The sequence below is a fragment of the Sinorhizobium sp. KGO-5 genome, assembly GCF_036245905.1.
In the GTDB taxonomy this organism is placed as follows: Bacteria; Pseudomonadota; Alphaproteobacteria; order Rhizobiales; family Rhizobiaceae; genus Sinorhizobium; species Sinorhizobium meliloti_A.
The window spans coordinates 563,298-589,546 of sequence record NZ_BDIZ01000002.1 but is presented as its reverse complement, the minus strand read 5'-3'; the positions used below and the strand labels follow the sequence as shown (position 1 = coordinate 589,546).

The window sequence follows — 26,249 nt, the reverse complement described above, 5'->3', positions numbered from 1 at the left end:
AAGAGCAGTCAGATTGAGCCACAAGAAGGGGGGCGTCGAGTTGTGCATGCGCCGAACGTCAGAATCGTCTTCTTGCCCAACAAGCGTTGCAACTCTTTCACCTGGGCCTGAAGCGCCCGGTATTCGGAAGCCGGAACGACCTCCTCTTCGGCGGCCGTCGCCGTCAGAGCCCCTTGGGACGCTAGCTTGCGCCAGGCGAACAACTGGTTCGGCTGGATGCCGTGCCGACGCGCGACGATGCTCACCGTCGCGTCCGCCTCATAGGTCTCGTGGATGATCGCCAGCTTCTCTGCCGTGCTCCAGCGCCGCCGACGTTCCGGCACGGCGAGGACTTCCATCTTAAAATTGCTGCTAGTCATATTACCAACATTACTCCTACCCACTTAGCTAAGTGGTGGAGCATGTCCGGGCCTTTCGGGGGCTAATTCACGACGGACGTTCACCGACAGGTTGCCCGAGATTACTTCACCCTACATGCGACGAACTGAACGGATGGCTGAGATTGTGGGCTTGATTGGCCACAGGATGGGCGGTCGCCCGGGTGCATACTTGATGCATCGGCTCGGCATGCCGGTCAGCGACGACACGATCTTGCGGCAATTGAAGCGGAAGAATCCGGCGTCCATGCAAAAAGACAACATTCGGGTTCTGGGCATTGATGATTGGAGCTGGCGGCATTCCTCGCGGTACGGCACGATCATGGTCGATCTCGAGCGTCATTCGGTCGTCGATGTTCTGGACGACCGCAGCGTCGAGAGCGTCAAAGCATGGTTGCAAGAACGTCCGAGTATCGAGGTCGTTAGCCGAGATCGCTGTGGTCTGTATGCCCAGGCAGCCCGGGAGGGCGCACCGCAGGCCCGCCAGGTGGCTGACCGTTTTCATCTGGTCCAAAATCTCAGGGCGGCGATCAAGGAACAGATGAGCGTTTATGGTCACGCCCATGTGAGACCCATTCTCTCCGAAGACGCTATCGCCAGCGCTACGGCACAACACCGCCGCGCCCGCTTGGCGCACAGACAATCCCGTCAGGAAATATTCGAGACGCTTCAAGCTTTGCGCCAGCAGGGCCTCACCTACAGCGAGATTGCAAGGAGGACCGGATACGAGCGCCGCAGCATCGCGAATTGGCTTACTTCCAACGCACCTCGAGACAGAAATCGGGCGGCATTGAATCCGACATCGCCACTATATTTTGAAGCTTTCCTGGCTGAATGCTGGAAAAATGGAAACCGGTTGGGCGCCATCTGTTTTACGATATCAAGAACCGCGGTTACACGGGCAGCCGCTCCAATCTGGAGCGGCTGTTGAAGGTGTGGCGTGAAGTCGAAAACCTTCAATCCGACGAGCCGCCTCCGGATATGGATGTTTCAGAACCCGTCCGCGATCCTGACACCGGCCATATGATCTCGTCTGTGGTGGCCGCAGCGTTGTGCATAAAACCGCGCGGCCTTCTGACCGATCGTCAGGCCGGAAAGGTCAATGCCTTGAAGCAGGGCTCGACGGTCTTCGCCATAATGCGTGGGCTGGCCATGCGCTTCAACGGCATAGCAGCAGGAGCTCGGAGGCACTGGATGAATGGATCGACGATGTCATTGCTACCGAACTCACGGCGATCATGCGCTTCGCCAGCGTTTTGCGCCGGGATATCGATGCCGTCAAAAATGCACTCGAACTCCCCTGGAGCAACGGTCAAGCGAAAGGGCAGATCAACCGCCTCAAGATGCTGAAACGAGCAAATGTACGGTCGCGCCGGCCCAGAACTGATGAGGGCGAGAATGCTGCCGCTGAATCACAGAATTTGAGGATGAACCCGTTTAACTGCCAAGCGACACCGCAGTCGCTGACGATCACCGACCGCTGAAGCTAAGCTTGAAGCGCGTGGTGAAATCACCGCCCCACCACATGGGGAAGTTGGTGCCCCATTTGTTGTTGTGGATGTTGAAGCGGACACCGGCGGAATAGTCAGGCAGGTCCTTGCAGAAGGCCATGAACGGCCAGGACTGCGGCGCCACCAGCGGCGTGTCGAGGTTTTCGACCATCAGCTCGACGCCCGGTTCCGAGCGCCCCCTCACCGCCGTGACCGCCTGCAGCTGTGCACCGCCCGCGCGGGCGAAATTGTCGGTGGCGTGCCAGTGCCCCATCTTGCACACATCCCAGGCAGAACGTCCCTCGGGCGTGAACGACAGAAAGCTCGCTTCCGGCATACGGTTGGCGTTCTTGCCATAGAGGGACAGCCGGACATCGAGCCCGTCCTTGCCGGCGGAAAATTCGATGGCGATTTCGGCAGGCGCGCCCAATTGCTCCACCGCTTCTGCCGGCATGACTGCAAGGACGGATGCTGCGGTCGTGCCGTAGAGCTTGGGCGCGTAGGCCTGCGAGCGCGCTTCCGCAACCTTCGCAAGCCCGGGCTTGTCGTGGTCGAGCACCGCCCAATCCATCCAATGTGTAAGGTACGTATTCATGTGGCGGCGAACGTCGCCGGCGTCATAGCTTTCGTAGCGATAGGCGATCAGCGAACCGTTGGCGCCACGGACCGTCCGACCGTCGGGCGCAGTCAGCGCGGAAACGTCGCCGGTTACCGGATCAAGCTCGATGATCCAGCCGCCGACATCGAGCCGCGTAGCAGCCTCGGTCGCCTCGGGCCGTGATGGAACGGCAATCTCGGCAAGGGCCGCCTCGGCGCGGACCGCATCCTCGCCGTCCAGCTCCGCAACCGCCTGGTCGAGATAGGCCCGCTGCTCCGCCCAGGACGCTTCGGTATAATGGAAGCGAGGATCAGTCTTTCGCGCCGCCTCGAAGGCGGGGCGTGCCCAGGCCTTCTCGTCGCGCAGGAAGGATTTGATGTCGACGCCGCAGGTGTGTTCGGCGACCAGCGCCAGCTTGCGGCCGAAGGCCTGGCGGCTTGTGGTCATCCGCTCGCCGGCAAATTTGTCGTAGAGCCGCTGCAGCGTCAGATAGCGGGCGATCTTTTCCGGATCGGTGCCGCTGCCGTGGATCCAGCTGTCGCCGAGTTCCTTTTCCACCACCGGGAAACGCTTGCGCGCCTCCCAAATAAGCCTGCCGTAGTCCTCCAGCGTCGCCGCGCGTACGGCGGCACCCGGCTCGTGTTTCAGGATCTCGCGATAGGCTTCGGCCGTCTGCGACACGCTCTGCGGGCCGATGTTGTCGCTGGTATGGGCGAAGCTCAAGCCGTCGGAGAGACCCTCGGGGAAATAGGTCTCGCCATAGGAGCGCTGGTACATGACGACGATTTCCTCGCCGCCCGCCGCCCGCCAGCGAAAAATATCCGGGATTTCCGGCGGCGGCGAAGCGGAGTTCACGCCGATATGCAGGAAGCGCACGCCGGCTTCGGCCAGCAGCGGCACCATGCCGAGCGTATGCCCGGGCACATCGGTCATCTTGGCGGCGATCGTCTTCAGGCCGAAGCGATGGTCCAGCTCCTGCGCATAGGAAAGCCCCGCCTCGAAAAGATCCGGCGACATCAGCTCCGTATGGGTGGTGAAGGGCAGCGCGTGCCAGCGGATCAGGCCGCGCTCGATCGCCTGCTCCAGGCGGGCGACCTCTTCCTTCGAGCGAGAATTCAGGTGATCCCAGATCAGCCAGGCGCCCGTCGTCCAGACGAACAGCGGCTCGTCCGGGTTCTCATTGTAGAAGTGCGCGCCGGTCTCGATTGCCTGCGGAATGAAGCGCTCGTGATACTGCTTTCGGATCTTCTCGGCGTGATCGGTAAAACCGATGTCGAGATGGGTCTTAAAGACGACGTGGATGCGTTTTTCGGTCATGTTCGCTACCTTCAGCCGACGGTGCCCCGCACGATCAGGCGGGTGTTGAGTGTCTCGGTAAACGGCTCGGAATCGGGCGCACGAAGCCGCATCAGGATGAGGCGGACGAGCGCACGCACGCGCTCTTCGAGGTCGATGCGCACGGTGGTGAGGTTGTAGCTCTTCCAGTGCGCCTGCGGGATGTCGTCGAAACCGACGACCTTGACGTCTCCAGGCACCGAAAGCCCGAGCTCGTGGCGCAGCGCGTCGATCGCGCCGAAGGCGCCGACGTCATTGGCCGCAAAGATCGCATCGGCACCTTCGCCGATGCGGAACAGATCGAGCGTTGCCTGGTAGGCGGTGTCGTAGGTGTAATCGCCGGCAAGCAGGATCGGCGCATCCATGCCGCGCTCCGCGAGCGTCTCCTTCAGTGTGCGCTCGCGCTCGGCATTGGCGAGCGACTGCGCCTTGCCGCCGAGATAGGCGATGCGGCGCGCGCCATAGCCCTGAAGCAGGGCCACCGCCTGTTCGATACCGTTTTTCTGCCGGACGAGCAGCCGGTCATAGAGCGTACCGGATGCGGCGCCTGCAAACTGCTTCACGTCGTCGTAGATCACGTAGATCGGCACGGCGCGGTCGAGAAAGCCGCAGAGCACATCGGGCAGGATGTTCTCGGTAAAGGCGATCACGGAATCCGGATTGAAGCCGCGCATATAGGTGAGCAGGCGCGGATCCATGCTGAAATCAGCCTTGGCCTTGAAGAGCAGCGTCGCGAAGCCCTCCGCCTGCAGCGCCGTCGTCAACGCGTCGATCTCCTGGCTCTCCCAGGGGCTGCAGACGTCGGGCACGATCATGCCGACGAGATGCGAGCGACCGGTCACCAGCGAGCGTGCCGCCATGTCGGGCGTGTAGTTCAGCTCCCGCGCCACCTGCAGGATGCGGTCGCGCTTTTCCGGCTTCAGCGACGCATTCGGGTTGAAGGCCCGCGAGACCGCCACACGGGAAACATTGGCCTCGCGCGCCACCTGGTCTGCGGTGGCTCGGGCAGCTTTCTTGTCGGCGCGCTCGTTCATCTATCCGTCACAAAATGAAAACGTGTTCATTCACAAAAGAGAGCAACGCGACGATTTCGTCAAGCGGAATAGGTATTCCGCCGTTTTTTACCAACGGAACACATGATCCATGTTGACAAAGATGAAAGCGTGTTCATTCTTGACCGTCGTCGGGACGCCGGACCTGGAGGAGGGACGGACTGTCGCAGCCAGACACATAGGTCCTTGAGTGGATCGACCGGGAGGAGAAAGCATGCGTACCAGGTTTCATTCCCTATTGCTCAGCGCAGCCGCGGCCATCGCCTTTGCAGCACCAGTGAGCGCCACCGAACTCAACATCACCTGCCGCTGCATCATCGGCGGCGTAAACAGCGGCATGGCCGAGTGGATCGAAAAGAAGGTCATTCCGGCCTTTACCGAGAAGATGAAGGCCGAAGGCAAGGACGTCACCGTCAAGCTCACCCAGTTCGGCGGCGAGGACGAGCAGCTGACGCAGCAGCTCGCGCTCGATTTCTCCACCGGCGCCGGCCCTGACGTCTCCGGCTTCGACGGCTTCCTGATCCCGAGCTTCGTCCAGGGCAATCTCCTGAAGTCGCTCGAGGAAGTGGCCGGCCCAGACGTTCCGAAGTGGGAGGGCTGGCAGCATATCTCCGACGGCACCAAGGCGCTGATGAGCTACCAGGGCAAGCCCTATGGCATCGCGCTCGGCACCGACGCCCGCATGATCTTCGTGCGCAAGGACCTCTTCAAATCGGCTGGGCTCGATGCCGACAGCTGGCAGCCGAAGTCCTGGGATGAGTTGCTCGACGCCGCCCGCAAGATCAAGGCGGTCGCCCCCGACAGCTTCCCGTTGCAGCTCAACGCCGGCGTCTCCATGGGCGAGGCGACCACGATGCAGGGCTACTGGATGGCGCTGCTCGGCACCGGCGAACAGGTCACCGACGACAGCGGCAAATACATCGTGTCGAGCCAGGGCATCCTCGACACGCTGAAGCTCTACAAGACCATCTATGTCGACGACAAGCTCGGCGACCAGCGCGCGCAGCTGCTTGCCGACGGCCGCAACCGCACCTTCGCCAATTTCCGCGATGGCAAGACGGCGATGCTCGTCGAGGGCGATTGGTTCTATCGCTCGGTCACAGCGCCCGGCGCCGAATTCGCCGTCGCCGATCGCGACAACACCATGACCTGGAAGAAGATGCCCGCCGCAGCACCCGGAAAGGGCTTACGCGGCCAGGATTTCGTCACGATGTCCGGCGGCACCGGCTTCGTCATCAATCCGCATACGGACGCGCCTGCCGAATCCTGGGCGCTGCTCTCGTTCATGAACAGCAAGGAGCAGCTCGACGCGTTCCAGGAAATCCAGCCCGCCATCCGCATCCGCGACGACGTGGCGATCCCGAACTCGCCGTTCCTGACGGAAACGGCAACGACGCTGCTACCAATCACCACGGCCCGTCCGAACGACGCCAATTACAACAAGGTCTCGACAGAGATCCAGCGCATGACCGAAAGCGTCGTTTCCGGCGAGCTCTCGCCTGAGGACGCGATGGCCCAGTACAAGTCGGCCGTCATCGCCATCGTCGGTGAAGAAAACACCGTCAGCAAGCTCTAAAGCCAATGCGGGATGTGGCCGCAACGGTGCCCTCATCCCGCTTCGATCCAACGACAGAGCGCCCGGCTGCCATCCGTGGCCGGGCTCCCGATCCAGGATATGGGCATGAAACGCGCATGAAGAAATTCTCCCTGCTTTCGACGCGCGCCGGCGCGCTTTTTCTGGCACCGGCCACGGCCCTCGTCGGGGTCTTCGTCATCGTTCCCTTCTTCTGGGTGATTTTCGTTTCCTTCACCAACCGCACACTGCTCGGCCGCACGGCCGTCGACCCCGATTTCGTCGGCCTGCAGAACTATTTCGCGCTCTTCAATCCGGCGACCTTCTTTACCCGCGGCCAGTTCGGGTTTTCGCTGATCCTGACGATCCAGTTCGTGCTGCTCTCGGCGCTGATCGGCCAGGCGTTGCTCGGGCTGCTGCTCGCCTGGCTCAGCCAGACGGTCACGCCGACGCTCAAATCCTTCCTGCAGACCGCGGTGATCGCCGCCTGGATCCTGCCGGAGGTGGTGATCGGCTTTGCCTGGTTCGCCTTCCTCGACTATGACAACGGCACCCTCAACATGATCCTGCGCGGCCTCGGCCTGCCTCCGGGCGACTGGCTGCTGCAGCAACCGTTCTGGGTGATCGTGTTCTTCAACACCTGGCGGGGCGCCGCCTTTTCTATGATGCTCTTCAACTCGGCCTTCCAGTCGATCCCCCCGAGCTATTTTCAAGCCGCCGACGTCGCCGGCGCCACGTCTTGGCAGAAGCTGCGCGATATCTCGCTGCCTTTGATCCGCGGTCATGTCGTCACCGACCTGATCCTCATCACCATGTGGACCTTCAACGTCTTCACGCCGTTCCTGCTCACCCATGGCGGGCCGTCCTATCGCACCGAGATCCTGTCGATCTACACCTACCGCATCGCGTTCAAGGATTTCGAGTTCGGCAAGGGCGCTGCCGTCGGCGTGGTCATCATGCTGATCAATCTCGCCTTCGCGCTCGTCTACCTTCGCCTTGCCCACAAGAAGCCGGTGGAGGCGGAATGATGCAGAAGTTTCAGAACATCTTCGTGCGGCGCGCGATCTTTGCCGCCGCCGCCACCTTCCTCGGTACGATCTTCGCACTGCCGCTCGTCTGGTTCATCTTTGCGCCCTTCAATGCCCGTGCCGAACTCGGCCTTGCCATCCCCTCACCCTTCACGCTTTCGAATTTTGCCACCGTCTTCCAGAACACCTTCGCGATGCAGGCGCTGCTGAACAGCCTCATCCAGGCGGCGGGCGGCGTGGTGCTGGTCGGCGCGGCGGCGACGCTTGCGGCCTATGCCCTCTCGCGCTCGCCGATCCCGGGCAAGGGCGCAGTCACCTATATCCTGCTGCTCTTCTCGTCGGTCGTTTCAGGCTCGGCGGCGATGGTGCCGATTTTCCTGATCATCTCGGCAGCGGGCCTTATCGACACCCATCTTGCCGTCATTCTCGTCTTTGCCGGCGGGCTGTTGCCGACAGCGATGTTCATTCTTCGCGATTTCATCGACGCCATCCCGCGCTCCTATGAAGAGAGCGCGATGGTCGCCGGCGCCTCGCCGCTCCAGGCGTTCTTCGATGTGGCGCTGCCGGTTATCCGGCCGGGCATCGTCGTGGTTGTCGTCTGGGCCTTCGTCAACATCTGGGGCAGCTTCCTCATCCCCTTCATCCTGTTGCGCAGCGACAAGCTGATGCCGGCATCCGTCGCCATCTACTCCTTCTACTCGGAAGCCGGCACGCCGATCGTCACGCTGCTGGCCGCCTATTCGCTGATCTATTCGCTCCCCGTCATCGCCCTCTACCTCTTCGTGAATTGGAAATTCGGTTTCCGGTTCTTCGGTGGCATAAAGTCGTAATCGGAAACCCGTCATGGCCTCTGTCGAATTCCAGAACATCTCCAAGACCTTCGGCGCCTTCGTCGCCGTGCCCGACATCAGCTTCCAGATCGCCGACGGCGAGTTCATCTGCCTGCTCGGCCCGTCGGGCTGCGGCAAGACGACGAGCTTGCGCATGATCGCAGGTCTCGAAACGCCAACCTCTGGCCGGGTGATGATCGGCGGCCGCGACGTCACCTACCTGCATCCGAAGGACCGCGGCATCTCCATGGTCTTTCAGGACTATGCGCTCTACCCGCACATGAACATCGCCGACAACATCGCCTATCCCTTGAAGGTGCGCGGCGAGCAGGAGACCAAGCGCCACGCCCGCGCCAAGGAAGTGGCCGACGTCCTCAAGATCGGCGACCTGATGAAGCGGCTGCCGAGCCAGATCTCCGGCGGCCAGCAGCAGCGCACGTCGCTCGCACGTGCGCTCGTCTATCCGAGCGAGGTCTATCTTTTCGACGAGCCGCTTTCGAACCTCGATGCCAAGCTGCGGCTCGAAGCGCGCGGCTTCCTCAATCATCTGCAGCGCGACATGGGCATGACCGCCGTCTATGTCACGCACGATCAGGCCGAAGCCATGGCGCTCGCAACCCGCATCGCCGTCATGGACAAGGGCCGGATCGTGCAGTTAGCGCCGCCGATCGAAATCTACCGCCGGCCGGCAACGACCTTCGTCGCCAATTTCGTCGGCAACCCGCCGATGAACCTCGTCCCCGTCGAGACATCGATCGGCGAAGGCGCCCTGCATCTGCGCGCCGATGGCCTGAAGCTCGCACCGATCGCGCTCACCGACGCCATCTCCAAGGCGGCGAAATCAGGCAGGATGACACTCGGTGTCCGCCCCGAACATTTGCGTATCGCGGCCGCAGGCGACCTGAACGTGGTTTCCGGCGAACTCTTCGCCAACGAGAACATGGGGCCGGAGAGCCTCGTCACGTTGGAGCGCGGCGACAACGGTCGCGTCACCGCGCGCATCTTCACCGACGACGAGATCAAGGTCGGAACCTCGGTCCATCTCGTCTTCGACGCCAGGCACATCACCCTCTTCGACGACAGCGGCGCCCGCATTCCCGCGGCAGACGAACGCTGAGGCCGCCATGCAGGAATTTGCCGTGCGCATCACCCGTAAGCATCAGGCGGCCGATCCGTATTTCTATCTGCCCTTCGAGGTGCCCGAAGGTGTAACGCGCATCGACGCGACGCTCAGCTATCCGAAGTCAGAGGCATGCATCATCGATCTCGGCGCGCTTGATCCGCGGGCGACCGAGTATCCGACCGGCCAAGGTTTTCGCGGCTGGAGCGGTGGCGCGCGTGACCGTTTCTTCATCGCCACCGACGACGCCACGCCCGGCTACATTCACGGCGAGATGCCGCCCGGCCAGTGGAAGGTGATGCTCGGCCTCTACAAGATCCCCGAAGAAGGCGCCGAGGTTCGCGTGACGATCGATTTCGACAGAAGCCCGCGCCCCATCGTGCCGCCGCCGGAAAGAACGTTCCCCGTACGCAAACAGTCCGGATGGTATCGCGGCGATCTGCACTGCCACACCTTCCACTCGGATGCGGCTGGCTCGCCCGAACTGCTGCACGCCGCCGCCAAGCAGGCGGGTCTCGATTTCCTTGCGGTCGCCGACCACAACACCATCACCCAGCGGCGCTACTTCCATCCGCATTCCTCCGCCGACCTCATCTTCATCCGCGCCATGGAAATCACCACCGCCGTCGGCCACGCCAATGTCTTCGGCGTCGACGATTGGGTCGATTTTCGCATGACGAAGCCGGAACATGCCCACACACTCGCAAGCATGGTGCATGAGCGCGGCGGCCTGCTCTCGGTCAACCACGACAAGCCGACCATCCCCTGGGACTACGAACTGCCTAAGATCGACTGCATGGAGGTCTGGCAATCCCATTGGCTCGCTTGGAACTGGGTGTCGCTCGAGCGCTACCAGCAGCGCCTCGCCTCAGGCCTGAAGATCTCCGCCATCGGCGGCAGCGATTTCCACCAGCCGGCGCGGCTGATGCCCGAGGGACCGCTGGTGCTCGCGCGGCCAACGACCGTGCTCTACATGGAAGAGCTTTCCGAAGAAGCCGTGCTCGACGCCATGAAATCCGGTCGCGGGTATGTGACGGAAAGCCCAACGGGACCGCATCTGGAACTCACCGCCAACGGCGAACCGATGGGATCGAGCGTCAGCGGCCACGTTGTGGCCGAGGCGTTGGTTCGCGGCGCTAAGGGCGACCGGCTGCTGTGGTTCGACGCCTCCGGCATCGTCGGTGAAGAGACCATCGAAGCTGACGACTGGACCGCCCACTTTGCCGGTTCGCCCGATCGGTTCCTGCGGACCGAAATCGCCGCGGCCGCCAACCGGAGCGCGATCGTCGAGACATCCCGGGAGGCCCTTCACGGCAAAAATTTGCCCTGGGTGCTCTCGGAGCACGATCTCTCGAAACAGACGATCCGCCGGGCCATCAGCAATCCGATCTATTGCCGGCCCAATTAACGGCCGCTGCACTCCGCAACTGATCTCATTCTCGAAGTATGGGGCGTCCGATTTCGGCACGCTCATATTTTCCGCCTTACCGACACATTTTACGATTGCACCAGTTTTAAGCAGAAAAATTCCGTGCGAAGAAAAAAGGCAGAGACTCCCGCGACAGCACGTTAGGACCCCCATGGCGGCACGCCAGCGCATCATTCCCGTCCGGGGGATACAATCGTTGGGTCGCCAACCAGACGCTTGAAGACTATGCGCTGCGCTTCACCGCCAAGAGCGCCCGGCGCTTCTCTTCCGAACGCATTTCCCAGACCGCCATTGGCGCGATCTCCTTTCTGGCGCTGGAAGCGATCGGCGGCGCCATCACCATGTCCTATGGCACCACCAATGCGATCGTTGCGATTGTCGTCGCCAGCCTGATGATCCTTACCGTGGGGCTGCCGATCAGCCGCTAGGCGATCCGCCACGGCGTCGATATCGATCTGCTCACCCGCGGCGCCAGTTTCGGCTATATCGGCTCCACGGTGACCTCGCTGATTTATGCCAGCGTCACCTTCATCCTCTTCGCGATCGAGGCCTCGATCATGTCGGGCGCGCTCGAACTGGCGCTCGGCATCCCCTTCACGAAACGCTGAGCGCGAGCCTCACTGCATCGTTCCGCGTCGCCAAACTCGACATCATCAATAGCTTTGTCGGCCAGATACTCGGGAACGCTCCGGTGATCCTGATCATCTTTCTCGGATCGCAATTGGTATTCCGCAACGAGATCACTCTGGGCGAGTTGGTCGCTTTCCACCTTCTGGCTGACAAAGTTGCGGGGCCGATCATGTCGCTGTCGACGATCTGGGAGCAGTGGCAGGGGTTGAAGATTGCCCGGTTGCGCCTCGGCGACTTTCTCAACACTCCGGCCGAAAGCGAGCGTGCCAAACCGCCTCTGCGCATTAATGACTTCCTGACACTGAGCCTGAGAAACATCTCGTTCGGATACAGCCCGGATCAGACGATTATTCGTGATATGAGCATCGACATCGGTTCCCGTGTACCGACGCTGATCATTGGCGAATCAGGATGCGGAAAGTCCACCTTGGCGAAGCTGATATGCGGTCTCTACGCGCCGGACAAGGGACATGTTGAGGCAAATGGCCGTAGTCTGGCGGATCACGATCCTCACAGCGTTCGGCGGGCGATCGCCTACCTACCGCAGGAGCCGGCGCTATTTTCCGGGTCAATCCTTGACAACCTATTGCTTGTGAAACCGGCCGCAACTGAAGAGGAAATCGAGAGGGCGCTGGTCTACAGCGCCAGTGATTGTATCATCGCGCGACTGCCGCAAGGCATCCACACTGAAGTCGGCGAGCGCGGCGGTTACCTCTCCGGTGGCCAGCGGCAGCGCATCGCCTTGGCACGGGCGCTCTTGACCAAGCCGCGCGCCCTCGTCTTAGACGAACCAACAAGCGCGCTCGACGTGCAGGCGACAGCGCGTGTCGTAGAGACGTTGAAGCGCCTTGCCGAGGACAAGACGCTGGTCGTGATTCGGACCTGCTCGGTAAGAATGTGAGGGTCATCAAGCTGAATGCGGCTGAGCGAGATGATGCCCCGCCGGAGCTTGCGACGCCATGAGCACCGATATCGACGAGATCGATCGGCCGTTGTCGCCAACCATCAGCGTGACGTCTTGGCTGGTGATCACCCTGTTTCTGGCGATCGTCGTCGGCAGCATCGTAGCCAGGGTCGAAATCGTCGCGCGCGGCCAAGGGAAGATCATCCCTTTCGGTCGAGTTCAAGTCGTGCAGCCATTGGCAGACGGCAAGATCGTCAAAATTCTCGTATCGGAGGGACAATTCGTCCGGGCCGGCGATCTCTTGATGACGCTCGACGCGGCGACAGCCGAGAGCGAGATCAAGCGTATCAAGGCAAACATCGAGCGCCAACGCCAAGACGCGGCTGTCGCCAGGGCAATAAATACGCCGCTTGCTGAAGCTGATCCCGCAAGCAATGGCTTTGTGGAGGCTGGAAGGGCCATGTTTCGCCGCACCGCTATTGGCGATGGCCACCATGCCGACGCCGAAGCCTTGGTGATCTCCATCCTGTCGGCTCTTCGCGATCAAATCGCGCAGGTCGAGGCGCAAATCGACCGCATCAAAGAAAGCCAGGCCGCGCAGTCGGCACGGCTCGAAAAAATCCGTGCCGATCGGGAGATCGTCGCGTTGAAATTTGGAGCTGCGGAAGCGCTGCGCAACCGCGGGACGATCAGCGAATTCGAGTATTTGGCCCGACTGCGAGAGCTGAAGGCGCTTGAGGGCGATGCGACGATCGCGGCGAGCGAACTCGACGAATTGGTCGCCGAGGCCGCGGTTCTGTCAAAGCAGCGCACGAGCCTGATATCAACAACGCATTCCACCTACAGAGAGCAGTTGAACGAGGCCCAGATCACGCTGCAGAGTTTGGAAGCGGAACTAAAGGCTGCCGATAATCACTTGCGGAGCCTGTCGCTCAAAGCTCCCGTCAGTGGCCGTGTCGAGGCTGTCGGTGTTCACCGTTGGAGGCTTTGTCGAGGCAGGATCCACGCTAATGTCCATCGCTCCATCCAGCGAAGACATCGAGGTCGAAGCCTTTTTCGATAATCGGGACGTCGGCTTCCTGGAGAGGTGGGCCAGAGAGTCTTCGTCAAGTTCGACGCCTTTCCAGCAGAACGCTTCGGTATTGTGCGCGGCCGCGTGACGAGTGTCGGCGCTGATGCCCGCGACGATGCGGTTAGCGGGAAATGGGTTTATGCTGTGCGGTTGAAGCTTGACCAAGCCAGTATCCACGCGCCCGAGCGGGAGCTGAAATTCGTGCCAGGTATGACCGCGACGATCGATGTGGTCACCGGAGAACGGCGGCTGATCAGCTATTTCTTCGAGCCGGTGGTGAAAGCCGTTCAAGGCAGCTTCGGGGAGCGGTGAATAGGGATGGTATCGAAATTACTCGTTAAATAGGCCTCTCAAGCCCAGAGAGTTTATGAAGGGCACCATGCTTCATGTCTTTAGCGTAGGATTTGACACTCTCCCGGAACTGACCCCGGCTTTGACGCGGCTGGATACCAGCGTGAGTTCGACAGCCTCGCGGCACAGGGTTTCCGGCCGTTTGCACGTCGCGGGCTACGGTCACCGTTTTGGCAGGTCCTTTATGCTTGCGAGAAGTTTGATCGTTAGCGCATTGAACTGCTCCTGCTCAAACTTTGTTAGTCCCGCCAATGCAGAGCGTTCGTTTTCGACATCGTGCCGTCGAAGCTGTCATCCTCTATGAGCTCTGTAGACGAGGCGGTATTGGATTGAAGTCGCTGCCGATCCTCATACGCGGCCCACGGCGGCACCTGGAACATCAGCCACGACACCGGTGTCGTCGTTGTTGGCCGCAACTACTCTTGAAGCCCAGCCGACCCGGCGCTCAGACGCCCGCCGCGATCAGAGCCTTGATGTGCCGCATGTCCGAGCCGCAACATCCCCCGACGACGCGCAGTCCGGGGAGCCGATCTGCCATTTCAGCGTAGAGCGCGCCGAACTCCTGCGGGTCACCGTCATCGAGCTCGGTGGCTTCGTCCAGTTCGGCATGGCTTCGGCGTGAGGCGTTTGGGCGGATCATGCCAATCCGGTTGAGCCAGCGCGATGGCAGCTTTTCCCCGAAATGCTCGGGATGGGCGCAGTTGATCCCGTAATAGCGAACGTAGCCGCCAGTCGCGGCTTCGACCTCGCTGAGAGCGGAATCGAGGTCCTGCCCGGTCGGCAACCGCCCGTCGGTCTCGACCGTGAATGAGAGTGCGAAAGGAAGGCCAAGATCGCGCGCCCGGTTGACCATGCCGATGGCCTCGCCCGGATGGGTGATGGTGAAGGCCGACGCGATGTCCACACCCTCCTCGGCAAAGGTCTCCAGCTGGGCGCTGTGCAGGCGGGCCGCTTCGGTCGGGGTCAGAAGCTGCTCGGGTGCATAGCCATCGCCTGCCGGCCCGAGCACCCCCTCAATCAGGATATGGTCACGCCAGGGATGGGCGCTCCGCAGGTCGCGGGCGAAGGCGACGGCGCGCCGGTTGACGTCCCGGATCCCTGCCTCGTCGAGCTCGAGCTTCGGCCCCCAGCCGCCATTGGCGCGCCAGGTCGGCGTGCCCATCACAAAGCCGCGCCCCGCGACCTGGGCCAAGTCGAAATACGAAAGCGCGTAACACCGCAGCATCTCGCGCCCCTCTGGGCTGTCGAGCAGGACGAAGGAGGCGAACAGCGGCATTTCGGCGCCTTCGTGGAAGATCAGGTCTGTTTCCATGCCCCCGTCGCTGATGAATGGGTCTGGCGACGAAAACAGCCGATCAAGTATACCCATGATATCCTCCCCCAAAGAACCCACTGTAGCAAATTCCGGCGGCGCGGTCGAAACTTGGTAGCGAGGCGCAGCCGGCGCACTCCACAGTCCCGACGGCCGGGCCCTGGACTTATCACCGACGCAGAAATCCTGTCAGACGGACTTCTCCCAATGGATACAGATCACGATCACGTGCAGGTAAAAACGGATTAGCTACCGGCCATAGCTTCCCGTCCCACTCGATACATTATGCGATCCTGAACGCACAAAGCGGGAACATCAAATGAACGAGCGCTTCGTTCAAGGCGCAACTGGACTTAGCGTCTTCTTCGCAGTGAGGCGCTGACCGCACTGGACCTCGCTCAGTCCGACTGCAATCCGGAAACTGTTTGCAGCCGCAAACACCGAACCGTCCTGTCATGCGCCGGCTGGGCGTCAGCCGCCGACATCTTTTCGAGACACTCAACCGCGGGGCCTGCCCACCATCGAGCTAAAAGACCACCGTCACTAATTGACCGCTGGTAAAAGAGGTAGACCAAGCTCGTTTAGAAAAGTGTTGTGTTTCGCCGTTGCATCGCGAACCTGCTTCTCGATCTCGACCAACTCCCTCTGCGTGACCGACAGATCGATTTCTTCCTCTCCCAGGGTTGTGCTGATGTAGCGGGAGATGTTCAGATTGTAACCTTCCTCCGCGATTCGCTCCATGCTCACACGCTTGGAGTAGCGGTCCTCTTCCGTGCGAAATTGGTAGGTCGAGACGATCTTGCCGATATGATCCGGCGTTCCATTCTTGCCATCTCCCAACTTGTTCTGGCGCTTGTCTTTCAAGAAATGCTCGGCAGCGTTGATGAAAAGCACGTCATCGAACTTCTTACACTTCTTCAGCACAAGGATGCAGACCGGGATACCAGTCGAATAGAACAGGTTCGCGGGCAGGCCGATGACCGTGTCGATGTGGCCATCCTTCAGCAATTTGGTTCGGATGCGCTCTTCCGCCCCGCCTCTGAACAGTACCCCGTGGGGGAGAATGATGGCCATCACACCCTCATCCTTCAGGTAGTGGAACCCGTGCAGCAGGAAGGCAAAGTCGGCGGCCGATTTGGGCGCCAGTCCGTGGTTCTTGAACCGCACATCATCGCCCATCGCCTCAGTCGGTTCCCAGCGCAAGCTGAAGGGCGGGTTGGCCACGATCGCATCGAAGGACGGCTTCTTGGCGGGATTCAACTCGCGCAGGATGTCCCAGTCATTGGTCAGCGTGTCGCCGTGGTAGATCTCGAATTCCGTGTCCTTCACGCCATGCAACAGCATGTTCATTCGGGCGAGGTTGTAGGTGGTTATGTTCTTTTCCTGCCCGTAGATTTTGCCGATGCCGTGCGGCCCCATGCGCTTGCGCACGTTCAACAGCAGCGAGCCGGAGCCGCAGGCAAAATCGAGCACGCTGGCGAGCCGCTCCTTCTTTCCGGTTGCAGGCTCCTGGCTGTCGAGCGTCACGATCGCGGAAAGGATGTCTGAAACCTGCTGCGGGGTATAAAACTCGCCTGCCTTCTTTCCGGAGCCGGCGGCAAATTGGCCGATCAGAAATTCGTAGGCGTCTCCCAGCGCATCCACGTCGGACGAGAAGTCGACGAGCCCTTTGGCAATCTCGGTGATGATAGTGCAGAGTTTGGCGTTGCGGTCCGCATATGTCCGGCCGAGCTTTTCCGAGCCAAGATTGATTTCCGAGAAAAGGCCTCCGAACGTACTCTGAAACGACTCGTTCTCAATGTATTTGAAGCCGGCCTGGAGGGTATTCAGCAGTTCGTCGTTCTGTGTGCGCGCCATATAGGCAATGCTGGTCCAGAGGTGTTCCGGCTTGATGACGTAGTGCGCCTTGAGGCGCATCTGCTGTTCGAAAGCCACGACATCATCGGGGTTCTGCGCGTACCAAACAGATAGGGGTGAGCGCCCGCCATTGCCGATCGCATTGGGATCGGGGTAGTCACGCCCAAGCTCCTTCTTCGCGGCCATCTCGTAATTGTCCGAGAGGTAGCGTAGGAAGAGGAACGACAGCATGTAGTCGCGGAAATCGTCCGCGTTCATCGCCCCGCGGAGCGTATCGGCGATGTTCCAGAGCGTCTTGCCCAGTTGTTTTTGGGTTTGGTCGTTCATTTTATAGATACTTCCTCGGGGGCGGGCGCAGGCGCCGGTGCTGTGGCCTGGACCGGAAACATTCCTGGTAGAGCGAACTCAAACCGCGTGATGAATTCGCGCAGGATGCGGCGGAACAATTGTTTGTTGTCCTCGCCCATCTCCGTGGGCTCGTGGATGGCATAGGCGCCGTGGCTCAAAAGGTTCAGCGCGCGATTGAACAGCGCCCTATCATCGTCGTTGTCCAGCGCCTTCAGGCAGAAGGCTATGCTCGGGTGCCCGAAGAAAGATGCCGTCTTCTCCATGACACTGCGCAGCGCGTTGAAGTGGAAGGTGTAGAGGTTCCCCTTCTTCGGATCAGCCGCACGCTGCAATTCGGCGAGCGTCGCCACATGGTGGAAGAAGGGCGTGTCTTCCGTCGCCTGAAGCGTGTAGGTGCCGTCGCCGCTCGGCCGGTGAAGGAAATAGCGCCGATGGTCGACCGAAGGCGCGTCATCAATCTTTCTGCCGACTTCGTTGCACATGACGTTGAAGAACAGCGCATGGTGGGAAGAGAAGATCACCTTGATCGGGGTGGACGCACCGGTGGCATTCTTTCGCGTGGCGGCCCGGCGGAGGAGTTTGGCCAGGTCGCAGGCCACCGAAATCGCGTTGTTGTCATCCAACGACGAGATCGGGTCGTCTATATAAAGGTACTTCTTCCCCCGATAGGATTCATGCCCATCCAGCATCCGTTCGCAGATGGCCATGAAGATGCACCAGATGAAGATGTTTTGTTCGCCCCGTGACACCTTGATGTTGGTCTGATTGCCCTTTCGAAAGCTCACGAAATCGGGCTTGGAGACTGTATCCTTGCCCTGCTGAACTTCCTTGTAGGTGAAGTCGAAATCGAAATCGGCATAGCGTGAAAGATAGCGGGCAATCGTCTCGTCAAGCGCGAGTTCCGTCATCGCATTGAAGAAGGATGACTTCTCGTTCAGTTGCAGGCGGCGTAAGCTGTCGCCTTCAAGGTCGTTCTCCCAGACGAACAGGTCCTCAGTGAATGCGTTGAAATAAAGCGTGTCGGGTGTTCCGGTCGGGTTCTTCTTGTTCTTGCGCTTCCCCGAGTCCTTGAACTCCATCGACAAGCGGGTCTTACCGGTGCGGTTGTAAGCGTAGATTAATAACAGAGAGGCTGGCCCTGTGGGATTATTCAGATCGTCACGAAGTCGGGCCACCAGGCTTTTCAGGTTCTTGTAGGTGCTCATGCGCCAGCCTCCCCAACTTGTGGGAAAAGCTGTTGCATTAGGCCCTTCTTGTGGGTCTTGAGCGTGTCGAGCTTTCGGGTCTCGGTGGTGATGAGGTCGTCGAGGGAGGTGAGGCAGTCGGCGATGCGCTGTTGTTCTGGGCCCCTCGGAAAGAAAGCCTTTAGTTCGAGAATATCAGGGCGTGATAAGCCTGGAATTAGATTGCCCGCCCCCAAGACTTTGAAGCGCCGTTTCTTCGTAAGCAGAAATTGAAAAACAAAACGGCGGATTTGACCTTCCTTCGGTCGTACTGCCATTAGCTGTCTGCCAAGCGCTATTGCGGGCAAATTGGAAAACCAAACTTCTCCCACTCCGCTGCCCTTAACGGTGATGAGAGTGTCGCCACTTCTGGCTGCACTGGTTGTTGAAGCGGTCCACTTACTTGCGCCAGACAATTCATCCGTGAAGTCCGATGGGCCTGAAAAGTATGGAACTTCGCCGCTCTCGCTGTATTCATCCGGCGACAAATGCAGTCCCGAAATGAGGTCAACAATCGCAGAGAAAGGCTTCTCCTCCCACTCCCCCGCTCCCTCAAACTCGGGGAAGCGGAGGCGGGGTTGACCTTCGCCTTCCTGGGGGAAAAGCTGCTGCATCAGGCCCTTCTTGTGGGCCCCCAGCGCCTCCACCTTCCGCCCTTGCGAGGCAATCAGCGCGTCCACAGAGTCCAGACAGTCGGCAATCTTTTGTTGCTCGGGCAAAGAAGGCAGCGCCAGTTGAAGACGCGCAAGGTCCTTGTAATAGATCCGCACGCGGACGCTTCCATCGCCCTTCTCCGAGACAAACTCCTCCCAGGCGTCGGAGCGCCGAAAGTGATCGAGATAGGCGGGGTCGAGCCTGTGATGGCCTGCGCCCTTGCATTTGAATACGACATAGTCCGGGCTGACCAGAATGTCGTTGTTACCTTGCCAACGAGCGATTGAGCCGATGTTAAGCCGCATCGGATTGTAGGCGAACCAGTCTTTCCGAACGAATTTGTAACGTGCCGTGTCAGCCGCGACGATGCGTTCCTCCATGGGTACGATGCCTTCGACCTTGGACACCCCCATAATTTGCGATGGGGCCTGACCTGAGCCATTTCGTTCTGTGCTTTCGACCGTAGCGTCCGCCAGGTGCAGATCCTGAATTGGGTGACCGATAAACTCTGGAAACCGCAGCTTCGGCACCAGCGTAGCCCCACCGCCCATCTCGGCTGATGGTTTTCCCTTACTGCTCATAAGCGCTCAGCCCCGAAATCTCGCGCCCACCGGCCCGCTTGATCAGCAGCGGCAATAGGTCGGCCATCAGGTCCAGTTCCTTCACGCGCCGCGCCTTCCAGTTCAGGCCAAGGGGTTCCATCAGATCGGTCAATGCCTCGCCGTCAAAGATCATGCGTTGCAGGATGGTGTCGACAAATCCTCGCAGCGCCTCGGTGGCCAGCCCCTGCTTGCCCGCAATGCCCGCCAGTTCCGCCGCGTTCTTTTCCGCCTTGAACCGCTTGTAGCCCTCGCGGATGGCTTTTTCGCTTAAGCCTTCGCCTGCCTTGAGGGTGTGAATATAGGCCGCGATGTCCTCACGCTCGTCCATGAACTTAGCATCGGACTGGATCACGCCGATCAGCTCCTCGCGGCTCATCTTCTGCTTGCCGGGCGTTGCTTCCGAATAGCGGGCGATCAGACCCATGATGTAGTCATAGTCGATGACGGCCGAGGCAAAGAGAACGAACTCGAAATCCAGCTGGTCCGCTTCCTGCATCGGCTTGTCCGCGCCCTTGCCCTGCTGGGCACGAAGGCGCTGGGCCGTTTCCAGATAGGCGCCGCGGTAGCCAAGGAGGTTGTCGCGCGGCAGGACCTGCTCAATGGTGTTGCGGTTCTCTTCGGTCAGGTCGGTGTACTGGTCGAGCTGGGTCTTAAGCCGCTGAACCTCCTTGAAATGTTCGATAAACGCTGCACGGGCCGCATCGCCCTTGAGGTTCGGCACCGCTTCGGGGGCGCATTCAAGGCCCTGCGACTTCATGAAGGCGTCGAGCTTCTGGACTGCGGTTTCCAGTTTCTGGATGACTACGGGGGCCTTGTCGACAAGCCAGATTTCGCGGGCCTTTTCGGCGGTAGCCTCGCCCGAGAAGAGGGCTATGGCGGCATCAACCGCGCCCTGTTGCTGACGGAAGTCAAGGATGTTGCCATATGGCTTGGTCGCGTTCAGCACCCGGTTGGTGCGTGAGAAGGCCTGGATCAGGCCGTGATGCCTCAGGTTCTTGTCGACGTAGAGGGTGTTCAGGAACTTGGAGTCAAAGCCAGTCAGCAGCATGTCCACCACGATCGTGATGTCGATTTTGTGGTGCGGTTGATTGGGATAGGCCTTGCGCAGATCAGCATCCGGCCATTGCTGGTCTTTGATGCGCTTCTGCACGTCTTGATAATACAGATCGAACTCGCCAATCTTGTGGTTGGTGCCGTAGCGGGCGTTGTAGTCGGCAAGGATGGCCTTCAGCGCCTCCTTCTTCTTCTCCGGCTCGACCGCGTTGTCTTCCTTCTCCTGCGGCAGGTCTTCCTGGATCTGCTTCACATCAGGATCGCCCTCAGCGGGCGGGGAGAAGACGCAGGCGATGTTCAGCGGCTGGAAGCTAGGATCGGCGGCCAGCTTCTCTGCCTGCATAGTCTTGAACAGAGAGTGATACTCGATGGCGTCATTGATCGACGAGGTTGCGAGCAAGGCGTTGAACCGGCGTTGACCTGTGGCTTGGCCATGCTTGGAGAGGATCGCCTCGATGACCGCCCGCTTGGCCAGCGCTTCGCCCGGTTTGGGCAGGGTTTTGCCCTGCGGCTTGAAATAGTCGACATGGAACCGAAGGACGTTTCCGTCCTCTATAGCATGGGTAATCGTGTAGGTGTGAAGTCGCAGCTGAAAGAGGTCTTCCGTCGTCTTCATGCTGGCCTGGGTGTCTTCGATCTTCTGCTGGGCAGCATTCTGATCGAAAATAGGCGTACCGGTGAAGCCAAAAAGCTGGGCGCGCGGGAAGAACTCCTTGATGGCCTTGTGATTCTCGCCGAACTGCGACCGGTGGCATTCGTCGAAGATGAAGGCAATGCGCTTGTCGCGCAGCGGCTCAAGCTGTTCCTTGAAGCTCTTCTTGCCGTCCTTCTTCTGTTGCTTGTTGCGCTTGCTGTTTTCGTCCAGCGCGAGGCCGAGTTTCTGAATCGTGCAGACGATGACCTTGTCGGCATAGTCGTCTGAAAGGAGACGTCGAACGAGGGAGGCGGTGTTGGTGTTTTCCTCGACGCAGCCTTCCTGAAACCTGTTGAACTCCTCGCGCGTCTGCCGATCGAGGTCCTTTCGGTCCACTACGAAGAGACACTTCTCAATGTCAGGATTGTCCTTCAACAGTGTTGATGCCTTGAAAGACGTCAGCGTCTTGCCGCTGCCTGTGGTGTGCCAGATGTAACCATTGCCACAATCCTGCGCGATAGAATCGACGATCGCCTTCACCGCGTAGACTTGATAAGGCCGCATCATCAGGAGCTTCTGCTCGCTTGCGACCAGAACCATGTAGCGGCTGATCGTCTGCCCAAGGGTGCATTTGACTAGGAAGGTCTCGGCGAAGCTGTCGAGATGGACGATCTTCTTATTGTCTACATCAGCGAACTCATAGACCGGCAGAAAACGCTCTTCGGTATTGAAGGTGAAGTGGCGCGCATTGTTGTTCGCGAAATAGAACGTTCGATCCCGGTTGCTGACAATGAATAGCTGAAGAAAACACAAGATCGTCTTGGTATAGCCATTTCCGGGGTCGTTCTTGTATTCGACGATTTGCTCCATCGCCCGGCGAGGGCTAATGCCGAGGGTCTTCAGTTCAATTTGAGTAACCGGCACACCGTTGATTAGCAGAACGACATCGTAGCGATGATGGCTGTTGTCCGTGTTAATGCGGAGCTGATTGACTACTTCGAAACTGTTCTTGCACCAGTCCCGGATGTTGACGAGCGTGAAGTTGAGCGGTGTGCCATCATCGCGGGTGAAGCTATTACGCTCACGCAGGATCCGGGATGCCGCGAAGACGTCGGGCGTGACGATCTCGTCTAAGAGACGGGTGAATTCAGCTTCTGTTAGTTTAACGCGGTTCAGCGCTTCGAACTTCTCACGAAAGTTACGCTCTAGCGCAGCGCGGTCCCGGATGTCGGGACGATGTTCATATTTGAGATCCTGCAGTTTGGTGACGAGCGACTTTTCAAGGGCGCTTTCAATCGTGTGCATGTTAAGATGGTCACTCCGCAGACTACTCAGGCGTGCATGCCCTTTTTGAGAATTCGAAGTGTATAGCTGTCCACTTATAGAAAGGGGAGCCCGAAGTTGGCGTAATCTTCAATTTCAAGACACCGGTGCTGGCCATGGAGATGACCAGCCGGCCCGGTGAACGGCGGTTCTACGCAGAACTGCTGACCCTGCTCGGCGCACCGCAGCGACCGCGGGCAGACATCGCTCAGATGGAGCAGGCGGCCTTGCGGATCATGGAAGCGATCGGAGTGCAGGTGCTGGTAATCGACGAGGTGCACAACATTCTCGCCGGAACCTATCGCGAGCAGCGCATCGTCCTCAACACCCTTCGTTTTCTAAGCAACCGTCTCCGGATCTCGCTTGTCTGCTTCGGCGTCAACGAGGCGCGTGAAGCAATCAGCGGCGACGCGCAACTGGCCCGCCGGTTCGAGCAATTCACGCTGGGCCGCTGGGCTGCAAACGAACAGTTCGAGACCCTGGTGGTCTCCATCCTGCGCAATACGCCGTTGCGTCAGCCGTCGGTGCTCAGCGCGAAATCGCTGCGGCGGATGCTGCAGATCACCGAGGGCATTACTGCCAACATCTTCCATATCATCAACACCCTCGCCATTGAGGCCATCGAAAGCGGACGCGAGCAGATTACCGACGACGCCATCGAGAAATGGGAGCCGGAGTTTGATGCCGAAGCCGCCTTCGCATGACGCCGGAACATCCTCGCGGCAATTTGCCGGTAACACTCGCTCCCCACACCGACGAACTCCTGACGTCGTGGATCAGCCGACACGCCGAGTTCTATGCGGTCCCGCCCCTTGCTATGCTTCGGCATTGTCTGCCCGAGGCGTCATCGTTGCACGCGGCTAATCGCAGTCTGAACGGTGATCAGGTCATCCGTCTCGCCGCCATTTTCTCCACCGAACCGGCGACCGTGCGCCGCATGACCCTTTCGAGTATAACGCAATCGTCACGACGCCTGCTTGCAGCCAGGCCGCTGCAGTCCTGCTCAGCCTGCTGCCGCATGGGCCACACAATGTCCGTGACGTGCTCGCAACGCACATCCGTAAACAGACGGGCTCCTACGAGCAGGCGAGCTACGCCATCCAGGACACCCCCGAAATGGTCGCCAACCACTATGGCCGCTTCTTGCCCCAGGACAAGGCCGCGCTTGCAGCCAAGATCCTGTACCAAGTCTGGGAGGCCGCCGCTTAGTGATGCGTTCGACGTCAGGGGAGGTAAAGACCCCCTGAGTCCACGGCAATGATGTAACGCATCGTCGACAGAGGCCTCTATCAGATTGTTTTCATTGCGTCCTTGTTGCCACGTTCTGAAGGGCGCCCGCTTTGCTCTCTCGGCTATGGTGAAACAGACGCCAAGGTGTGAGCAGATTCGAACGCGCACACGCCGTCATCCATTTGAAGGCGAGTCTCCGATGCAAAATGCAAGTCGAGGCAGTTGAAAGGATTCGAACCGTCAACCCTACATGTTGATTTTCTCAATGGGAGCTGCCGAATATCTGAACTAAGAGACTTTTACTTAGCTTGGCTTACCCGGTTCGCGGAACGACGGGAAAGCCACTCCTACTCCCTCTTCAGTCCTTGGAAAACATACGCCCAAACGCCGGGCGATCGGGGAGGCGCAACCGACGTCGAGCATCCTTGCCATGATAGGCGAGCGCGGCTCACAGCCCTGTAAGACAAAACGGCGGTTACGCGCAAGTGGCGCCGGCCTGAACGCCCTGCGATCATGTTCCTTCCCACCCTTCTCCGCCTCTTCCCTTTCTCCCTCAACCGGGTGGTGTCGGCGGATCCCGGCTGCTATCAGCTTGCGAACAACTGTCGGGGCGGAGCGTTATGCCTGTGGCTCCTTCCGGATCGTAAGGACCGGGCGAGCTGGGGCGGGCAGGATCCAGGTAAATCTGTTCAGAAAGTTCCTTTATAATCGTTCCGGGCTTTCTAAATCCGGCAACACGCTTAGAGTTAGACCATGGCATCGGCACAACAGATCATAGGGCTCGTGAAGAGCCATGCTGAAGGCGACAAGGATCGTTTCTACGACCTTGCGATGCAGCTGGCTGCAGCCGAATCCCAGAAGGGCCACAGCCGTCTTGCCGAACAGCTTCGCCAATGGGCCGAGGCCGGCGCCAGCGCGCCTGAGCAGAAGCGACCCAACCTGACGCCGCTTGCCGCACCGCGCGGCGAGCTGTCAGGTTTCCTCGGCGCCAGCTATCCGACGGCTCGCATGGCGGATGTGATTGTTCCACCGGTCATTGAAGATGAGCTCCGGCATCTGGTTGTTGAAATCCATCATGCCGAAAAGCTCGAAGAGCGCGGCCTGCGGCCACGGCGGCGGGTGCTGCTTGCCGGCCCACCCGGGACCGGCAAGACCTTGACGGCCGCGGCTCTCTCTGCCGAACTTCGCTATCCGCTCTTCACCGTTCTTCTACACGGGCTAATCACGAAGTTCATGGGCGAGACGGCCCAGAAGCTTCGCATGGTGTTCGACGCGATCAAGACGACGCGCGGCGTCTACCTCTTCGACGAGATCGATGCGCTGGCCTCAAGCCGCGGCAACGAGAACGATATCGGCGAGGCAAGGCGCGTCCTGAACTCGTTCCTGCAGTTCCTAGACGAGGACACTGGTCCGTCGATCATCATCGCGACCACAAACCTTCCCGAACTGCTCGACCGCGCGGTTTTGCGCCGCTTCGATCTGGTCCTGTCCTACGATTTGCCGAACGGGGACGCGATCGAAAAGGCGATGCGCCGCCGGCTGCACGGCTTCGACGTCAGTGCGATCAACTGGGGTCAGATCGCTGGTTATGCAAGCGGTCTGTCGACGGCCGACGTGATCGCGGCTGCTGAAGACGCGGCGCGCCGCGCTGTCATTCTCGACTCGGGCGCCGTCGAGACTTCAGCCGTGGTGGCATCGCTAGAGCGGAGGCGTTCGCTGCAAGGCATAGGAACAGACAAGCATGGCTCGAGATCGGCGCCACTTCATACTGAGCGGAATCGGAAAAGCGCGCCCGTTCGGAGCAAAAACCGGCGGATCGTCAAAACATCCAAGTGATGTCAACCACCGTGAGGCGCATGCACAGGCACTGCTGACAGCTCTCGATCACCTTCCAAATATTGCCGAGAACAATCTTCCGGGCGTCTATCTTGCGATCGAAGGCCGGCCGCATGAGGTGATGGTCACTAAGAGCCTGAACGCCAGCGGGCTGACGCTTCTCAAGGTCGAAAAGCAGCCCGGCGCGCCGGCGGAAGCGACGGTATTCGCGACCGAAAAGGGGATTGAGAAGCTTCGCAAGAAGATCGAGGATTTTGGCGGCGATCTCCCGGTCAACCAGGACGGAAGCTTCAAGCCGCCGAAGAACGCCGACCTGGTGCAAAGCATTAGTGCGATTTCTGAGGCGGGGCTTCGCGCCTTGTGGCGCAGTCCTGGCGGCAGGTTTCCG

General features: G+C 60.0%; 18 protein-coding genes and 7 pseudogenes. 16 read left to right on the top strand and 9 right to left on the bottom strand.

Annotated elements, in window-relative coordinates; all coding sequences use genetic code 11:
• Positions 1-62 precede the first annotated feature (62 nt).
• Positions 63-359: pseudogene (locus tag BHD07_RS12050) on the bottom strand (transposase); the annotation flags it as partial.
• 58 nt (positions 360-417) lie between these two features.
• On the opposite strand from BHD07_RS12050, the pseudogene BHD07_RS12045 reads away from it, so the two are divergent.
• Positions 418-1,802: pseudogene (locus tag BHD07_RS12045) on the top strand (ISL3 family transposase); the annotation flags it as partial.
• A 45-nt stretch (positions 1,803-1,847) separates the two neighbouring features.
• On the opposite strand, the gene BHD07_RS12040 reads toward BHD07_RS12045, so the two are convergent.
• Positions 1,848-3,782 (bottom strand): DUF5054 domain-containing protein, encoded by a 1,935-nt coding sequence (locus BHD07_RS12040; protein WP_338280332.1) that lies wholly within the window; start codon positions 3,780-3,782, stop codon positions 1,848-1,850.
• An 11-nt stretch (positions 3,783-3,793) separates the two neighbouring features.
• Positions 3,794-4,834, bottom strand: a complete 1,041-nt coding sequence (locus tag BHD07_RS12035; protein WP_324764998.1) for a LacI family DNA-binding transcriptional regulator — start codon at positions 4,832-4,834, stop codon at positions 3,794-3,796.
• Between the two features lie 232 nt (positions 4,835-5,066).
• On the opposite strand from BHD07_RS12035, the gene BHD07_RS12030 reads away from it, so the two are divergent.
• The 11 genes and pseudogenes from BHD07_RS12030 to BHD07_RS31895 form a co-directional block, all read left to right on the top strand.
• Positions 5,067-6,428 (top strand): extracellular solute-binding protein, encoded by a 1,362-nt coding sequence (locus BHD07_RS12030; RefSeq protein ID WP_338280328.1) that lies wholly within the window; start codon positions 5,067-5,069, stop codon positions 6,426-6,428.
• Positions 6,429-6,544: 116 nt separating this feature from the next.
• Positions 6,545-7,453, top strand: coding sequence for a carbohydrate ABC transporter permease (locus BHD07_RS12025; protein WP_324764995.1), 909 nt, complete (start codon positions 6,545-6,547; stop codon positions 7,451-7,453).
• Positions 7,453-8,283 carry a carbohydrate ABC transporter permease gene (locus BHD07_RS12020; protein ID WP_338280925.1) on the top strand — a complete coding sequence of 277 codons (831 nt, stop codon included), beginning with the start codon at positions 7,453-7,455 and terminating at the stop codon, positions 8,281-8,283. Before BHD07_RS12025 ends, BHD07_RS12020 begins: the two co-directional genes overlap by 1 nt.
• Positions 8,284-8,296: 13 nt before the next feature.
• Complete coding sequence (locus tag BHD07_RS12015; RefSeq protein WP_338280325.1) at positions 8,297-9,400, top strand: ABC transporter ATP-binding protein; 1,104 nt, start codon at positions 8,297-8,299, stop codon at positions 9,398-9,400.
• A 7-nt stretch (positions 9,401-9,407) separates the two neighbouring features.
• Positions 9,408-10,811 carry a CehA/McbA family metallohydrolase gene (locus BHD07_RS12010; protein ID WP_338280323.1) on the top strand — a complete coding sequence of 468 codons (1,404 nt, stop codon included), beginning with the start codon at positions 9,408-9,410 and terminating at the stop codon, positions 10,809-10,811.
• 172 nt (positions 10,812-10,983) lie between these two features.
• Positions 10,984-11,425: pseudogene (locus BHD07_RS12005) on the top strand (hybrid sensor histidine kinase/response regulator); the annotation flags it as partial.
• A 98-nt stretch (positions 11,426-11,523) separates the two neighbouring features.
• Positions 11,524-12,363 (top strand): ATP-binding cassette domain-containing protein, encoded by an 840-nt coding sequence (locus BHD07_RS12000; protein ID WP_338280321.1) that lies wholly within the window; start codon positions 11,524-11,526, stop codon positions 12,361-12,363.
• Positions 12,364-12,421: 58 nt separating this feature from the next.
• Positions 12,422-13,429, top strand: coding sequence for a biotin/lipoyl-binding protein (locus BHD07_RS11995; protein ID WP_338280319.1), 1,008 nt, complete (start codon positions 12,422-12,424; stop codon positions 13,427-13,429).
• Positions 13,377-13,526 (top strand): hypothetical protein, encoded by a 150-nt coding sequence (locus tag BHD07_RS11990; protein ID WP_338280317.1) that lies wholly within the window; start codon positions 13,377-13,379, stop codon positions 13,524-13,526. Before BHD07_RS11995 ends, BHD07_RS11990 begins: the two co-directional genes overlap by 53 nt.
• Positions 13,454-13,750, top strand: coding sequence for a hypothetical protein (locus tag BHD07_RS11985; RefSeq protein ID WP_338280315.1), 297 nt, complete (start codon positions 13,454-13,456; stop codon positions 13,748-13,750). Before BHD07_RS11990 ends, BHD07_RS11985 begins: the two co-directional genes overlap by 73 nt.
• A gap of 120 nt (positions 13,751-13,870) precedes the next feature.
• A pseudogene (locus BHD07_RS31895) lies at positions 13,871-13,999 on the top strand (hypothetical protein); the annotation flags it as partial.
• Between the two features lie 235 nt (positions 14,000-14,234).
• Here the strand turns inward: BHD07_RS31895 and BHD07_RS11980 are convergent.
• From BHD07_RS11980 to BHD07_RS11960, 5 genes are all read right to left on the bottom strand, one after another.
• The gene (locus BHD07_RS11980) at positions 14,235-15,158 is read right to left on the bottom strand and encodes a homocysteine S-methyltransferase family protein (protein ID WP_338280313.1); all 924 of its coding nucleotides are present in this window, start codon (positions 15,156-15,158) and stop codon (positions 14,235-14,237) included.
• A 486-nt stretch (positions 15,159-15,644) separates the two neighbouring features.
• The gene (locus BHD07_RS11975) at positions 15,645-17,285 is read right to left on the bottom strand and encodes a type I restriction-modification system subunit M (protein ID WP_338280311.1); all 1,641 of its coding nucleotides are present in this window, start codon (positions 17,283-17,285) and stop codon (positions 15,645-15,647) included.
• A complete protein-coding gene (locus tag BHD07_RS11970; protein ID WP_338280309.1) occupies positions 17,282-18,511 on the bottom strand; it encodes an AAA family ATPase in 1,230 nt (409 codons plus the stop codon). The genes BHD07_RS11975 and BHD07_RS11970 overlap by 4 nt, the downstream gene beginning before the upstream one ends.
• Positions 18,508-19,764, bottom strand: a complete 1,257-nt coding sequence (locus BHD07_RS11965) for a restriction endonuclease subunit S (RefSeq protein WP_338280308.1) — start codon at positions 19,762-19,764, stop codon at positions 18,508-18,510. Before BHD07_RS11965 ends, BHD07_RS11970 begins: the two co-directional genes overlap by 4 nt.
• Positions 19,754-22,777, bottom strand: a complete 3,024-nt coding sequence (locus tag BHD07_RS11960) for a type I restriction endonuclease subunit R (protein ID WP_338280306.1) — start codon at positions 22,775-22,777, stop codon at positions 19,754-19,756. Before BHD07_RS11960 ends, BHD07_RS11965 begins: the two co-directional genes overlap by 11 nt.
• A gap of 116 nt (positions 22,778-22,893) precedes the next feature.
• Here BHD07_RS11960 and BHD07_RS11955 point away from each other — a divergent pair.
• From BHD07_RS11955 to BHD07_RS11940, 4 genes and pseudogenes are all read left to right on the top strand, one after another.
• A pseudogene (locus BHD07_RS11955) lies at positions 22,894-23,499 on the top strand (TniB family NTP-binding protein); the annotation flags it as partial.
• A pseudogene (locus BHD07_RS11950) lies at positions 23,496-23,885 on the top strand (TniQ family protein); the annotation flags it as partial. The pseudogenes BHD07_RS11955 and BHD07_RS11950, both read left to right, overlap by 4 nt.
• Positions 23,804-24,004: pseudogene (locus BHD07_RS11945) on the top strand (hypothetical protein); the annotation flags it as partial. The pseudogenes BHD07_RS11950 and BHD07_RS11945, both read left to right, overlap by 82 nt.
• A gap of 774 nt (positions 24,005-24,778) precedes the next feature.
• Positions 24,779-25,861 (top strand): AAA family ATPase, encoded by a 1,083-nt coding sequence (locus tag BHD07_RS11940; RefSeq protein WP_338280304.1) that lies wholly within the window; start codon positions 24,779-24,781, stop codon positions 25,859-25,861.
• On the opposite strand, the gene BHD07_RS11935 is transcribed toward BHD07_RS11940, so the two are convergent.
• Positions 25,845-26,183, bottom strand: a complete 339-nt coding sequence (locus BHD07_RS11935; protein WP_338280302.1) for a hypothetical protein — start codon at positions 26,181-26,183, stop codon at positions 25,845-25,847. The two genes, BHD07_RS11940 and BHD07_RS11935, sit on opposite strands and share 17 nt — an antisense overlap.
• Positions 26,184-26,249 lie beyond the last annotated feature (66 nt).

Coding starts and splice junctions, on each gene's coding strand:
- BHD07_RS12040 (WP_338280332.1), bottom strand. CDS start 3,782: ATGACCGAAAAACGCATCCACGTCGTCTTTAAGACCCATCTCGACATC.
- BHD07_RS12035 (WP_324764998.1), bottom strand. CDS start 4,834: ATGAACGAGCGCGCCGACAAGAAAGCTGCCCGAGCCACCGCAGACCAG.
- BHD07_RS12030 (WP_338280328.1), top strand. CDS start 5,067: ATGCGTACCAGGTTTCATTCCCTATTGCTCAGCGCAGCCGCGGCCATC.
- BHD07_RS12025 (WP_324764995.1), top strand. CDS start 6,545: ATGAAGAAATTCTCCCTGCTTTCGACGCGCGCCGGCGCGCTTTTTCTG.
- BHD07_RS12020 (WP_338280925.1), top strand. CDS start 7,453: ATGCAGAAGTTTCAGAACATCTTCGTGCGGCGCGCGATCTTTGCCGCC.
- BHD07_RS12015 (WP_338280325.1), top strand. CDS start 8,297: ATGGCCTCTGTCGAATTCCAGAACATCTCCAAGACCTTCGGCGCCTTC.
- BHD07_RS12010 (WP_338280323.1), top strand. CDS start 9,408: ATGCAGGAATTTGCCGTGCGCATCACCCGTAAGCATCAGGCGGCCGAT.
- BHD07_RS11995 (WP_338280319.1), top strand. CDS start 12,422: ATGAGCACCGATATCGACGAGATCGATCGGCCGTTGTCGCCAACCATC.
- BHD07_RS11990 (WP_338280317.1), top strand. CDS start 13,377: ATGTCCATCGCTCCATCCAGCGAAGACATCGAGGTCGAAGCCTTTTTC.
- BHD07_RS11980 (WP_338280313.1), bottom strand. CDS start 15,158: ATGGGTATACTTGATCGGCTGTTTTCGTCGCCAGACCCATTCATCAGC.
- BHD07_RS11975 (WP_338280311.1), bottom strand. CDS start 17,285: ATGAACGACCAAACCCAAAAACAACTGGGCAAGACGCTCTGGAACATC.
- BHD07_RS11970 (WP_338280309.1), bottom strand. CDS start 18,511: ATGAGCACCTACAAGAACCTGAAAAGCCTGGTGGCCCGACTTCGTGAC.
- BHD07_RS11965 (WP_338280308.1), bottom strand. CDS start 19,764: ATGAGCAGTAAGGGAAAACCATCAGCCGAGATGGGCGGTGGGGCTACG.
- BHD07_RS11960 (WP_338280306.1), bottom strand. CDS start 22,777: ATGCACACGATTGAAAGCGCCCTTGAAAAGTCGCTCGTCACCAAACTG.
- BHD07_RS11940 (WP_338280304.1), top strand. CDS start 24,779: ATGGCATCGGCACAACAGATCATAGGGCTCGTGAAGAGCCATGCTGAA.